Annotated in this window: 12 protein-coding genes; 5 read left to right on the forward strand and 7 right to left on the reverse strand. The window is 33.8% G+C overall.

Annotated elements, in window-relative coordinates:
- Positions 1 to 7: 7 nt before the first annotated feature.
- From OXQ85_RS15025 to OXQ85_RS15040, 4 genes are all read right to left on the reverse strand, one after another.
- A complete protein-coding gene (locus OXQ85_RS15025; RefSeq protein WP_267405498.1) occupies positions 8 to 1111 on the reverse strand; it encodes an efflux RND transporter periplasmic adaptor subunit in 1104 nt (367 codons plus the stop codon).
- Between the two features lies 1 nt (position 1112).
- Positions 1113 to 2387: a TolC family protein gene (locus OXQ85_RS15030; protein WP_267405500.1), complete on the reverse strand. Its 1275-nt coding sequence runs from the start codon at positions 2385 to 2387 to the stop codon at positions 1113 to 1115.
- Positions 2388 to 2615: 228 nt separating this feature from the next.
- Positions 2616 to 3971 carry a HAMP domain-containing sensor histidine kinase gene (locus tag OXQ85_RS15035; protein WP_267405501.1) on the reverse strand — a complete coding sequence of 452 codons (1356 nt, stop codon included), beginning with the start codon at positions 3969 to 3971 and terminating at the stop codon, positions 2616 to 2618.
- A 1-nt stretch (position 3972) separates the two neighbouring features.
- Positions 3973 to 4647: a response regulator transcription factor gene (locus OXQ85_RS15040; RefSeq protein WP_267405502.1), complete on the reverse strand. Its 675-nt coding sequence runs from the start codon at positions 4645 to 4647 to the stop codon at positions 3973 to 3975.
- Between the two features lie 93 nt (positions 4648 to 4740).
- Here OXQ85_RS15040 and rmuC point away from each other — a divergent pair, with 93 nt between their 5' ends.
- Positions 4741 to 6123, forward strand: a complete 1383-nt coding sequence (gene rmuC / locus OXQ85_RS15045) for a DNA recombination protein RmuC (protein ID WP_267405503.1) — start codon at positions 4741 to 4743, stop codon at positions 6121 to 6123.
- 130 nt (positions 6124 to 6253) lie between these two features.
- Entirely contained in the window at positions 6254 to 7021 is a 768-nt protein-coding gene (locus OXQ85_RS15050; protein ID WP_267405504.1) for an RNA methyltransferase, read from the forward strand.
- A 140-nt stretch (positions 7022 to 7161) separates the two neighbouring features.
- On the opposite strand, the gene OXQ85_RS15055 is transcribed toward OXQ85_RS15050, so the two are convergent.
- The gene (locus OXQ85_RS15055; RefSeq protein ID WP_267405505.1) at positions 7162 to 7413 is read right to left on the reverse strand and encodes a hypothetical protein; all 252 of its coding nucleotides are present in this window, start codon (positions 7411 to 7413) and stop codon (positions 7162 to 7164) included.
- Between the two features lie 183 nt (positions 7414 to 7596).
- Between OXQ85_RS15055 and OXQ85_RS15060 the strand changes: the two genes are divergently transcribed.
- Both OXQ85_RS15060 and OXQ85_RS15065 read left to right on the forward strand, forming a co-directional pair.
- Positions 7597 to 8760: a hypothetical protein gene (locus tag OXQ85_RS15060; RefSeq protein WP_267405506.1), complete on the forward strand. Its 1164-nt coding sequence runs from the start codon at positions 7597 to 7599 to the stop codon at positions 8758 to 8760.
- Entirely contained in the window at positions 8744 to 9328 is a 585-nt protein-coding gene (locus OXQ85_RS15065; protein ID WP_267405507.1) for a hypothetical protein, read from the forward strand. Before OXQ85_RS15060 ends, OXQ85_RS15065 begins: the two co-directional genes overlap by 17 nt.
- Here the strand turns inward: OXQ85_RS15065 and OXQ85_RS15070 are convergent.
- On the reverse strand, positions 9280 to 9852 hold the full coding sequence (locus OXQ85_RS15070) for a 5-formyltetrahydrofolate cyclo-ligase (RefSeq protein ID WP_267405508.1): 573 nt from the start codon (positions 9850 to 9852) through the stop codon (positions 9280 to 9282). The two genes, OXQ85_RS15065 and OXQ85_RS15070, sit on opposite strands and share 49 nt — an antisense overlap.
- 14 nt (positions 9853 to 9866) lie before the next feature.
- Positions 9867 to 11231, reverse strand: a complete 1365-nt coding sequence (locus OXQ85_RS15075; RefSeq protein ID WP_267405509.1) for a rhodanese-related sulfurtransferase — start codon at positions 11229 to 11231, stop codon at positions 9867 to 9869.
- A gap of 381 nt (positions 11232 to 11612) precedes the next feature.
- Here OXQ85_RS15075 and OXQ85_RS15080 point away from each other — a divergent pair, with 381 nt between their 5' ends.
- Positions 11613 to 13157, forward strand: a complete 1545-nt coding sequence (locus OXQ85_RS15080; RefSeq protein WP_267405510.1) for a trypsin-like peptidase domain-containing protein — start codon at positions 11613 to 11615, stop codon at positions 13155 to 13157.
- Positions 13158 to 13169 lie beyond the last annotated feature (12 nt).

Raw genomic sequence — 13169 nt, forward strand, 5'->3', positions numbered from 1 at the left:
ATTCTCTTTATTTAGATTGGCTTTTCAGGTTTTCATAAATCAGAAGACCGTTTGAAGTAATGATATTTTCTCCTGCTTTCAGGTTTCCTTCAACATAAATATATTGGCTGTTGGAAGCGATCTCTGTTACAGGTCTTATTTCCAGTTCACAATCTTTTTTGTAGACCACTACATAACTTTGATTATTATCAAAAATCAATGCTTTCTGAGGAATTGCCATCGCCGATTTGTTCTGAGCATTTACAGGCAATACGATATCCGCAGACATTCCGGGTCTCAGGTGCATATTGGTGTTATCCATTACAATTTTTGCCTTTAAAACTCTTTCAGTTTCATTAAAAACCTGAGAGATCAAATCTATTTTTCCGGAAAAAACTTCATCAGGATAAGCGAGTGTTTTTACGGTTACAGGTTGGTTTTCATAGACATTTCGCATGTTGGTCGCATATACATTCGCCATCACCCAAACTTTATCAAGATTTGAAATTTTAAACAACTGTTCACCTCCAGTCGTTACAGGCATTCCGTTGGAAATATTTTTTTCGATCACATATCCGTCTGCCGGAGATTTAATCTGAAGATTATTTTCTCCCGCAGAGTACAACTGCAGGTTTTTTTTCGTTTTAGAAATATTAGACTGAAGAATCTGTACCTCGGCTTTGGCTTCCTGCAAATCTTTCTGAGAAGCAATATCATCTTTATACATTGCTTCTACTGAAGATAATTTTCTTTTGGCGACTGCCAATTGTGCTTGCAATGTTTGGGTATCATCTTGCATTTCGTTTAACGAAGAAGACTTGATCGTTGCTAAAACCTGACCTTTTTTCACAAAATCACCAAGTGCAAAATAGGTTTCAGTAACTACACCATCCACGAGACTTACATAAGGAACCGTTTTATCAGAATTGCTTTCTACCTCTCCCGTTAGCGTAATACTTTCCTGAATGGGCAGAATTTCAACTTTTGCTAATTTTATTTCTTTTTTAAGATCCGGGCTGATACAATAGGTCTTGTTTTCCGTTTTCTCCACCTGCTTTTTATCTGCACAGCCTGTGAATGTCACCAGCATAAAAGACGTTGCTGCAAGGTATAATACTATATTTTTTTTCATTTTATAAATCTTGTCCCACAACATACTGCAGGTTTTCATAATATTGGTTAAGTTCTTTTTTCGTATCCAGAATGATCATTTTATTGCCGATATAGGTATCCAGGAAATCCATATATTCAAGCATGCTGATATTTCTGAGTCTGAAGTTTTTTTCATGACTAATTAAAAGTCCGTCTAGTGTAGATTCGTATGCATCATCGATATCATGTGAAATCTCTTTTGTTTTGATATAATTTTTAAACACAGAAGAAATTTCGTTTTCAGATTTCAGCATATTCTTTCGGGTCTCGATCTTTGTTTTTTCAATTTCAAGTTTCGCTTCTTGAATATTTCCTTTATTTCGATCAAAAATCGGAAGATCAACCGCGACTCCCACTCCTACAAAATCTTTCATAATATTTCCGCCACGGTCGTAATTCATCGAAACGGTAACATCTGGAGTTTTCATGGCATTTTGCAATTCAAGATTTTTCTGCGCGTACTTTTCCTGATTTTTTGCCATCAAAATATCAGGTCGATTTTCTTTTGCTTTTTCCGTCCATTGATCGACTTCTAATTCCGACAAATCTTTTTCCGGCATTGTAAAAGGATCTGAGATCACAATATATTTTTTAGCGGGAAGAATCAGTAAAGCTTTCAATTCTACCTGTTGCTCCTGAATTTCCTGATGAAGGGAGATGAGTTTCTTTTTAAACTCAATTTCCTGAGCTTTCAATCTTACATATTCCGCTTTACTGATATTCCCAAGACTCAATTGATTATTATAAGACTTCGTGAGTTTCTCAATCGAAGCTATTTGTCCTTGATAAATTTTTTGCTGTTCCTGATTATAAAGAATTTCCGTTACCGTATTTCGCAATGTTTTCTTAAGTTCGCGCAGCACTTCCTGAAGTTCGTATTGCTCACCATCCACATCAATTTTGGCAAGTTCAATATTCTTTCTTCTCTTTCCGGCAGTTTGAATTACCTGCTCAATTTCAACGGCAACTTGTGAGCTTTTTCCCCAATTTCCGATCAGCGCAGGTTGCGCTTCAATATCGTAGGTTTTCCACAAATTAACTTCGCTGATGCTTAATGTAGGATTGGGCCAGAATTTAGCCTGAACTGTTCGTGCTTCTGCCTGTGAAATCTCCAGCTTTTGAGCGATAAGATCTAAGTTATTGGCAAGAAAAACTGCTTCGGCTTCTTTTCTGCTTATGGTAATCGTATCCGAAACCTGCGCCGAAAAAAAACCGAAGACATGAATGTATAGTACAATTAATATATGCTTCTTCAAGGTCTTTGTATTTAAGACCACAAAGTTATTTTGGTAAGATTAAAGGCAATTTCGAATAGAATTAAAGTTCGGTTAGCCCAACATTAGAGTTTGATTAGAATGCGTAGCTGGAAGATGGGTGATGGAAGATGGAGGTTAATACAGACCATAAAATAAAAGGTGATTAAAAAATATTCTAAGGACACTAAAAACTTCCACCCTCCAGCTTCACTCTTCCAGCCAAATATTTTAGGCATTAAAAATTAAACAAACTGTTGTCCCTTTATTCACTTCAGAATCAATTTTCATTGAAATATGATGATGATCAAAAATACTTTTAGACAAAGACAGTCCGATCCCACTTCCTTTTACTTCATTTACATTTTTTCCGCGGAAGAAAGTTTCGGTTACGTTGTTAAGATCTTCTTTGGAAATTCCTTTGCCATGATCTTTAACTTCGATATGCAACTTGTCTGTTTGCTCAAAAATATTAATCTCAATAGAATTATTTGAAGAATATTTTATCGCGTTCTCTACAATATTATATAAGGCTAAAAAAAGCAACGTTCCATTTCCCGGATATTCAAGCAATGAAGGTTTTATCACCTGCAAATCTATTGTTATGGAAGATTGATGCTCTTTAGCTTTGGGTTCAAGTTTAGAATAAATTTTCCAGATCAGTTCATCGATTCTTACGGTTTTATGCGATTCTTCAAGCTTTGCTAAACCGGACATCAGCAAAAGATTATTCAGAATATTTTCAATTTCGTAGACGTTTTCCAGGGATTCTTTTACCACTTTCCGGTATTCCTCGGGCGTTCGGTCTTTTTGAGCAAAAACTTCAAGATTACCTGAAATGGCGGCCAAAGGTGTTTTAAACTCGTGAGAAACATAGTTGATAAAATTCTGCTGCAACAGCATATTTTCAGAAATCCTTCCGAATAATTTATTGTAAGATTTTATGAGTTCTTCAATCTCATCATTTGTATTGGTAGTCGTTATCGCCTGGGAAATATTTTTATAATCAACATTATTAATATGTTTCACCACATTAGAAACAGGTTTATAAACCACTTTTGAAAGATAACGACTCAAAATAAAAATGGCGGTTAATCCTAAAATAAGCACCGTAAACATGATGATGGACAGCCTGAAGATCTGCGACCGGAAAGAAGCATTTGAAGATTTTACAAAAACCACAAAATCTCCCTGATTATCTGGATAAAAAATTCCGTAATAAAAATTATCCTCCGACATAAACTGAACCCATTGGTTGGCTCGTGCCGCATTCAAATGTTTCTGCTTAATATAAGGATCATTAAAATCTTCCCCGAAAGTCACCTTATTATTCTGATCATAAATCGCCACTTCCCTATTTCGGATCAGACTTTTATACTCTTTTTTGATTTGCGCATGACGGTTGACCGAAAGTTCGTCTTTTTCAAGATAATAAATCGCAGAAATAAGCGCCGTATTTTTCAGCTTTTCAAAGTAAGAAATCTTTGTACTGTCGTAATACGCAAAATATATCACTGCAAATGTAATGATAGAAACAATGCCAAACGACAGGCTTGAAATAAGGGTAAATCTGTTTCTTAGCGTCATTTTAATCTTTGATCAGATAGCCGGTTCCTTTTATTGTATGAATAATTTTATTCTCGGTTTCGTCTATTTTATTTCGGAGGTAAGAAATATAAACATCCACGAGATTGGTGTTATTATCAAAATTAATTCCCCACACATTATGAAGAATCTGCGTTCTGCTCAGCACTCTATTTTTATTCTCTAAAAGAAAATTCAACAATTTATACTCGGTGGGAGAAAATTCTATTTCGTTCCCGTTTTGTGTTACTTTATGAAGATCTTTATCAATCGTCAGATTTCCGCAAGAGATCAACTGAGATTCTTTTTCGTAGCTTAATTTATTTCTTCTCGTCAGCGCTTTTATTCTTGAAATTAATTCTTCAAAATGAAAAGGTTTAGACAAATAATCATCTGCACCCAAATCAAGCATTTTAATTTTATCATCAGGACTGTTTAATGCGCTAATCACCAAAATTGGCGTATAATTTTTCTTGAATCTGATGATTTGGGTTAATTGAATTCCGTCCAGACCGGGAAGCATAATATCCATCAGAATAATATCAAATTCATATAAACCGATGATCTCACGGGCTTTTTCACCCGATTCTGCCAACGTAATATGATAACCGATTTCGCTTAGACCTTTCACCAGAAAATTGCTGATTCTGGAATCATCTTCAACTAACAAAACATTCATGTTCCTGAAATTTGTCCTAAAGATAAGCATCATTTATTTCACATCCGAGACAAAGCTATTTTATTCCCAACGCTTTTTTCATAATTTTGAAAAATGGAGATCACCTATTTAATAATTGGTTTTGCGGCGGGCGGCGTTTTGGGCGCTCTGGTTTCGTATTTTGCTTTAAAATCATCGATGGTTTTACGAAGCACGTATGACAATCTGAATCAATTACATATAAAAAATACAGCCGATTTTGAAAATGCAAACTTGAAAGTTCAGGAATTGCTTCAAAATAATGCAAAAGATAAAGAACTTTATGTACAACAATCAGACATTTTGGATGATCTAAAAAATGAATATAATAAAATATCTGCCAGAAATGAAATTCTTGAAACCTCGCTGAATACTCAAAAAGAAGAAATCATTAAAATGCAGCAGGAAGCCAGACTTCAGTTTGAAAATATGGCGAATAAAATTCTGGAAGAGAAAACCGAAAAATTTACTACACTTAATCAAAATAATCTTAAAAATATTCTTGAACCTTTTCAGGAAAAAATTACCGATTTGAAAAACCGTGTGAACGAAGCGTACGAAAAGGAAAATAAAGAACGTTTTTCTCTTGCCGAAAAAGTAAAGGAATTAGCCGAACTGAACCAACAAATTTCCGAAGATGCTAAAAAGCTAACGCGCGCATTGAAAGGCGAAAGTAAAACACAGGGAAATTGGGGCGAAATGATTTTGGAAAGCATCCTCGAAAAATCTGGCTTGGTAAAAGGAAGAGAATATTTTCTTGAACATGAACTTCGCGATGAAGATAATAAAGCGTTGTTTTCTGAATTTTCAGGTAAAAAAATGCGCCCGGATGCAGTGATAAAATATCCTGACGAAAGAAATGTAATCATTGATTCCAAAGTTTCTTTAACTGCATTTATCGAATTGGTGGATGAAACCGACCAAGATATTTATCTTATGAGATTGAATCAACATTTAAACTCTATCAAAAATCACATTAATCAATTAAGCCAAAAAGCGTACGATGATTACGGAAAATCTCTGGATTTTGTGATGATGTTTATTCCAAGCGAGCCTGCTTATATTGCGGCTATGCAAGCCGATCAAAATCTTTGGAATTATGCTTATGACAGAAGAATTTTATTATTAAATCCAAGTAACTTAATTACTTCATTAAAACTGATTGCCGATCTTTGGAAAAGAGAATATCAAAACAGAAATTCTATGGAAATTGCTGAGAGAGGAGCTAAATTGTACGATAAATTTGTCGGTTTTGTCGATAATCTTGAAAAAGTGGGAAGAAATCTCGATCAGGCTAAAAACGTTTATAATGATGCTTACAAGCAATTATCTTCAGGAAATGACAATTTGATTGTTCAGACACAGAAATTAAAATCTTTAGGAATTAAAAATAAAAAAGAATTGCCACAAAGTTTGATCGACACTTCTCAAATCTCAATTGAATCCTCAGAAGAATAATTTTTCAGGTACAAGGTAAAAAGTAAAAAGAGCCGAGTACATCAAGCTACAATTTTAAAATAAACCTCGGATTGATTCTGAGGTTTTTCATTTTCATTATTTAACGATAAATTTTACATAATTTTGCACTATGCAAATAGAAAGTTTTCAAAACGAAAAGATAAAAAACATCACGAAACTTCTTACAGACAACAGATTTAGAAAAAAATCCAACGTTTTTGTTGTGGAAGGTCAGCAGGAAAATGAAAGAGCTTTAAAGTATGATTTCGAACCTGTAGAATATTTTATCTGTGAAAATATATTTAAAGGAACTCAGTCCAACGGAAAAATTCATTTGGTAAGCGATAAAGTGTATGAAAAAATCGCGTACCGAGGAAGTTCTGAAGGAATTATTGGTGTTTACAAAACAAAAGAAACTTCTCTTAAAGATTTTAACCCGAAGGATAATTCTACCGTAATTATTGTAGAAGGTGTTGAAAAGCCGGGAAATTTGGGTGCCATTTTAAGAAGTTGTGAGGCTTTTGGCGTTGATGCTTTAATTGTAACTGATACAAAAGCAGATTTTTACAATCCGAATGTTATTCGATCAAGCGTAGGTTGCCTTTTCGGAATGGAAGTTTTTCAGGCAGAAAATGAAGAAGTTGTAGAATATTTAAATAAAAACAATTTCAATATCTATACAACTATCATGGATGAAACGGCGGAAGATCTTTATAAAAGAGATTTCACGCAGAGGTCAGCAGTTTTATTTGGAACAGAACATTCAGGTTTAAGTGAATTCTGGACAGGAAAAGGAAAGAATACTTTAATTCCAATGGTTGGAAGTATCGATTCTTTGAATTTGAGCAATGCTGTGGCGATTACTTGTTATGAAGCGTTGAGACAAAAGAAAGGATAATTGGTGATAGTTGTTGGTTGATAGTTTATAGATAATTACTTCTATAAGCTATTGCTTTGTCTTCGATTCGCAATGACTGTACATAAAAAAACCGTCTCACTGAGTGAAACGGTTCTTTTATTTTTAAAGCGTAGCTTAAATTATTTCTTAGCTTCTTCTTTAACTTCAGTTTTAGCAGCAGATGCATCAGCTTTTACTGAATCTACAGCAGCACCAGCGTTAGCTTTTACTGAATCTACAGCAGCAGTAGCAGTAGAATCTACAGCAGCAACAGTAGAATCGATAGCAGTTGTAGCTGAATCAGCAGCACCTTCTGTAGCAGTAGCTTCAGTTTTTTTACAAGCAACTAAAGAGATTGCAGCGATAGCAGCTACGAATAATGACTTTTTCATAATAAATTAAATTTAATTTTGTTAATATTGTTTTATAAAATTTTTCTCTGTTCTGTTATTTGAACAAGACAAAGGTATAGCAGATAAAAAATTTGTTTAGGAAAAATAATTGTAATAACTTTGTAAAATAGTTTTACAAATAAACAATACTGAAAATCAATAATTTAATTATTAAAAAATAAATTGACGGATTTAGATCTATTACATTTTGAGCAGTTAAAAAAGGATGTTCAAGCTCAATATCTGAAAGAATACACTCCTTCCTACGATGATATTTCAAAGTGGAAGGGGATTGATATTATATATTTTCAGGAAGATCTTCGAAAAAAAGCTAAAGGAAACATTAGCGAAAAGTCTTTTTACACTTACTTTAAAACTTCTCCGGTTACGAAATTACCCAGAATAGACATGCTTAATTTATTGAGTATTTATGCGGGTTATGACTCATGGTATGATTTTAAAAAGCAACATCTTTTTGCAGGAGAATTGCTACAGGAAAGTGAAGAATTTGACGAAGAAGAAATTCAGCAATTAGAAAATATCGTATCGAATTCTCAAGAATTGCCAAATTCTGAAATAATTCATAAAAAAACAGAATTACCAGAGCAAGAAATACCTGATTTACAAAAATCAAATACTGAAAATCAAATAATTAATCAAAATAAAGAAGAAATAACTCAAATATTTTCTCAGAACGAAAAAACTAAAAAGAATTTCTTTAAAAAGAATGTTTGGGCATTTGTAACTTCAATTTTGATAATCACTACGGGACTTTTAGGTTTTAAAGATGAAATTTTCTCAAAAACTTATAAATATTGTTTCACAGACGCAGACAGAAGCATCTCGATTATAAATACTTTAGAAATAAAAGTAATTAAAGAGAATGAATCTCCTCTTCTATATAAAATAAAGCCTGGAGAATGTTTTTACTATTCCACCAAGGATAAAAACATCAAAATGCAGATTAGTGCTCCTTTCTATGAAAATCTGGAAGTAAACCGTAATCTTGAAAATGCCCCTGAAGAAGAAATGATAGAATTAAAGCCAGATGATTACAAAATGGCGGTAAATTATTTCTCTGTAAAAGATGCAAAAGGCAATCCTGAAATGCTAAAACAAAAGAGAAAGCAGCTGGAAAACCTGATTAGTAATAACGCGGTGATCTATCAAGTATATGACAATGCAACTTTTGGAATTGAGACCCTCGATAAACAAAAATATATTACTTTAGTAACCACACCAACTACGTCTTTGAAAAACCTTAGCGTAATTGAAATGAAAAAAGATAAAGGAAAAATAGTATCTATTAAATTTAAAATTGCAAGTACTGATGAAAAGAATAAATAATTTTTTACTGTTTGCAATACTGTTATTTTGCTTAGCGGCCTGCAATAAAAAAACGACGGCAGAAGTAAGCGATTTAGACAAATTAAGAACAAGTAACAACAGAAGTAGCTATCCTGCAGTACAAATGGATAGCGCACAAGCGATAAATTTCATAACAAAACAGAAAGTTCAGGAGCTTTTGGATCTCTCAACGCTTTACTTATCAGGAAATGGTGATACTGAAATAGATACAGTAATCTATTCACAGATGAAAAGCTACTTCCATAAGCCGGACAGCACAACTTTTAAGAAACTTTTTAAAGAGCTGGACAGTCTAAAAGTGAAGACCGCGAAAGTTAATAATCTTGAGGTGTATAAAGATTATTATAAAAAAGACACCTTAGATTTAGCGAAATTTAATGTGGAATATTTTGATGATAAAAACCGATCCTTAGGTTCTTTTGAAAAGAATGCTCAGTACACGTTAGTTTCTGCGCCGGTGAAATTTAAGAAAGAATTTAAATTTTACTTTTTAAATTTTTATTCTAAGCCTAAAAAAGATACAACGTCTGTCGGCGTTACCAAATAGTCTAGCGGAATATCATTTTCCCAGACATCATCGATATTTTCATCGGGGTTAAAATAATTAACTCCGATTTTTTTTGTCTTGGAAGAAATATTTTCAAAGAAACCATCATAAAAACCTTTTCCGTAGCCTACTCTATTCCCTTTTTTGTCACAATATAAAAGCGGAGTAATCACATAATCGAAATCATTTTCTCCAGAATCTTCATTAGAAACTGGTTCAGAAATTCCCCAACCGCTGGTTTCAAAAACTGTATTAGGAAAAATTTCAATAGCAATTAATTCCTCATCAACAATTTTAGGGACAAAAACACGAATATTTTGCTTAAAGAAATAATCAATTAAAATCTGAGTATTTATTTCTTTTTTAGATAGAATTGGAAGAAATACATGAACTTTTTCCTTTTCTTTTGGTTTGAAATAATTCAGAAAATTTTCAACTATTTTTTCAGATAACAAGAAAGCCTCATCAATCGACAAGGCTTTTCTTTTAAGCTTATATTTTTTCCTAAGTTCAGCTTTTAACATTTTTAAATATGTTTTTATGCTTCCAGAATTTTATATAATTTATCAGACAAACGAACTCTGAATGGCAATTCAAAAGTAATTTGATCTCCTGCTTGAGCTGTTTCATTGAAATCTCCATTAACGAAAATCTGAGTAATCGTTACTTCCTGATCTCCCGTTGTTGGCCCTGAAATCAAAACTTTATCTCCAACAGAAAGTTCTTTGCTTTCAATAAGAAACTGAGCAATTTTTGATTTTGAATAATAATGTTCTGCTTTTCCGATCAACGTTTTCTTTACTTTGATTTTCTGACGAATATCTTTTGTTTCTGGTGCTGCTTTAGCCAAAGTTAACGTAGAAAGATCTCCTGAATTTTTAAATTTCAGAGCGTCAGATTTTCCTTTTCTGAATACTTTATTACCAACCTGAAGACCTTTTCTTTTAGCAACCTGCTCTTCCCAAGGCAAATGAATAGTTTCAAGACATTCTGTCGAACATGTGTTTTCCATCGCCGCTTTACATTCATCACATTGGATAAATAAAAGATGACAGGCATCATTAGCACAGTTTGTATGATTATCGCAAGGCTTTCCACACTGGTGGCATTGCGAAATAATATCATCGGTAATTCTTTCACCTAAACGATGATCGAATACGAAATTTTTTCCGATAAATTTACTTTCAATGTTTTCTTCTTTGATCTGGCGAGTATATTCAATAATTCCACCTTCCAATTGATAAACATTTTTAAAGCCCTGATGTTTGAAGTAAGCACTCGCCTTTTCACAACGAATTCCGCCTGTACAATACATCAAAAGGTTTTTATCTTCTTTAAAATCCTGTAATTGATCGTTGATGATCGGCAAACTTTCTCTAAAATTTTCAACATCGGGAGTAATCGCTCCTTCGAAATGACCAACTTCACTTTCGTAGTGATTTCTGAAATCTACGACAATCGTGTTCGGATCATCCAACATATCATTGAATTCCTGAGCTTTCAGGTGAATTCCTTTATTGGTAACATCAAAAGTTTCGTCATTCAATCCATCGGCAACGATTTTATGTCTAACTTTTATAGTTAATTTTAAAAATGAATGATTGTCTTGCTCTACCGCTACATTCAGACGAATTCCTTTCATGAAGTCATATACTTCCAGCGTATCGCGAAAAGCCTCAAAATTGTCAGCAGGAACACTCATCTGAGCATTAATTCCTTCATGAGCAACATAAATACGACCCAACGCATCCAAGGCGTTCCAGGCTATAAATAAATCGTCGCGAAATTTTTTGGGATCTTCAATTTTGGCATACGCATAGAAAGACAGTGTAAGACGTTCCTTACCAGCTTCATCAATAAGTTGAGCTCTTTCTTCTGCGCTTAAGGTGTTATACAGTTGCATGCTATAAACGTTTTAAGTGAGAAAAATATTTTTGCAAAGATAAGAATTTTTTAAATGGGTTGATAATTGATGGTTGTTGGTTTATAGTTTTTCGCTGATGGGTTAATTGTTTATTTAAACATGCCTTAAATAAAATGATTATATTTAACTTTTATGTCCATATTGGCATCTATACTATGTCAGATTGTCATTTAATATAATTTTAAGTTTTGTTAATAGAGCTTTATAATTACGACATAACACATAAAATAATGTTATTCTAGTTAAATTTTAGTTAAAACTGAAACATTACGTGCCAATCGCATACCTATTTAGCATTAAATTTGTTTACACTAAAACGAAAAGTTTAAAAAATTAATAAATAACAAAGAAGATATAACAATGAAGAGTACTTTAAAAAAACTATTACCATTTGCAGTGGTTGGAGTTATCTCAGGAGCTACTACCGTTGGAACAATTCAATATTTTGGCCACGGTTCTAATAATGCAGACCAATCTTATTTTACAAAAGGATCTAATGTCTCTTTTGCAGGGATGAACACCGCTGCTGTCGGTGATGATTTCGTAAAAGCAGCTAAAACAACGGTTCCGGCTGTTGTAACGATTAAAAATTATCAAAACAGAGCAACTTCCGGTGGTGGAAGAGCTTCTGAACAAGATTTATTCGATTTCTTCTTCGGTGATCCTTTCGGCGGCGGCGGAAGAGGTCAACAAAGACAAAAGCAGCAACAACAGACTCCAGACAATATGCCATCAGGAATGGGTTCTGGTGTAATTATTTCGCCTGACGGATACATTATTTCAAATAATCACGTAGTAGCGGGAGCTAGCAAATTGGAAGTTGTATTAAGCAATAAAAAATCATATATCGCAACATTAATAGGAACTGACCCGAATACGGACATTTCTTTATTAAAAATCGAAGAAAAAGGATTACCATATTTAAATTTTGCCAATTCAGATAATATTGAAGTCGGACAATGGGCATTAGCGGTAGGTAACCCACTTGGTTTGAACTCAACGGTAACAGCAGGTATTATTTCTGCAAAAGGTAGAGGGATCGGAATTCTTGGAGGACAAGGTAAAGCAACCAATCCTATTGAAAGTTTTATTCAAACCGATGCCGCTATTAACCCTGGAAACTCAGGAGGCGCTTTGGTAAATACAAATGGAGATCTTATCGGGATCAACTCGGCAATTCAATCTACAACGGGTTATTACCAAGGATATGGATTTGCAGTTCCGGCAAACTTAGCAAGAAAAATTGTTGAGGATATTAAGAAATTCGGTATCGTACAGAGAGGTTTCTTGGGAGTACAGTCATTAGACTTATCAGATGATATGCAGGTGGCGGCTTATAACAAGCAGAAAAAGACAAATATTAAAGCTGGATCAGGGGTTTATGTTACAGGATTCGGAGATAAGAGTGGTGCTGAAGATGCAGGATTGAAAGTTGGAGATATCATCACGAAAATTGATGCTACCAACATTACAGATTTCGCAGATTTATCAATGTCAATCGGAAGCAAACGTCCTGGTGATAAAGTACAGTTGGTATATTTAAGAAACGGAAAAGAAAACACAACTACAGTAACGTTGAAAGATCAGCAAGGTGGAACTTCTACCAGAACAAAAGCAGATCTTACGGTAACAGAAAAGATTGGTGCTGAATTCCAAGGTTTGGATGACAGAACGAAAGCTTACTATGGTTTAACCAGCGGTGTTGTTGCTAAAAACGTAGTAGAAGGTAGTGAAATTGCTAAGGCAGGTATTGTAGATGGATATATTATTACGGAAATTAACGGCAAGCCGGTAAATTCTCAAAAAGATGTAGAAAGCTTATTAAGCAAATTCACAGGAACAGGTCAGATCAAATATATGGATGACTACGGAAGAGGTTACCAGAGAGGGTTTAAAATGCCTTAATCAATTAGAGCT

Origin of the sequence: Chryseobacterium sp. GM_Chr_2 (assembly GCF_026540445.1) — a bacterium.
In the GTDB taxonomy this organism is placed as follows: Bacteria; Bacteroidota; Bacteroidia; order Flavobacteriales; family Weeksellaceae; genus Chryseobacterium.

Coding starts and splice junctions, on each gene's coding strand:
- OXQ85_RS15050 (WP_267405504.1), top strand. CDS start 6,254: ATGCAAATAGAAAGTTTTCAAAACGAAAAGATAAAAAACATCACGAAA.
- OXQ85_RS15065 (WP_267405507.1), top strand. CDS start 8,744: ATGAAAAGAATAAATAATTTTTTACTGTTTGCAATACTGTTATTTTGC.
- OXQ85_RS15055 (WP_267405505.1), bottom strand. CDS start 7,413: ATGAAAAAGTCATTATTCGTAGCTGCTATCGCTGCAATCTCTTTAGTT.
- rmuC (WP_267405503.1), top strand. CDS start 4,741: ATGGAGATCACCTATTTAATAATTGGTTTTGCGGCGGGCGGCGTTTTG.
- OXQ85_RS15075 (WP_267405509.1), bottom strand. CDS start 11,231: ATGCAACTGTATAACACCTTAAGCGCAGAAGAAAGAGCTCAACTTATT.
- OXQ85_RS15025 (WP_267405498.1), bottom strand. CDS start 1,111: ATGAAAAAAAATATAGTATTATACCTTGCAGCAACGTCTTTTATGCTG.
- OXQ85_RS15040 (WP_267405502.1), bottom strand. CDS start 4,647: ATGAATGTTTTGTTAGTTGAAGATGATTCCAGAATCAGCAATTTTCTG.
- OXQ85_RS15035 (WP_267405501.1), bottom strand. CDS start 3,971: ATGACGCTAAGAAACAGATTTACCCTTATTTCAAGCCTGTCGTTTGGC.
- OXQ85_RS15080 (WP_267405510.1), top strand. CDS start 11,613: ATGAAGAGTACTTTAAAAAAACTATTACCATTTGCAGTGGTTGGAGTT.
- OXQ85_RS15070 (WP_267405508.1), bottom strand. CDS start 9,852: ATGTTAAAAGCTGAACTTAGGAAAAAATATAAGCTTAAAAGAAAAGCC.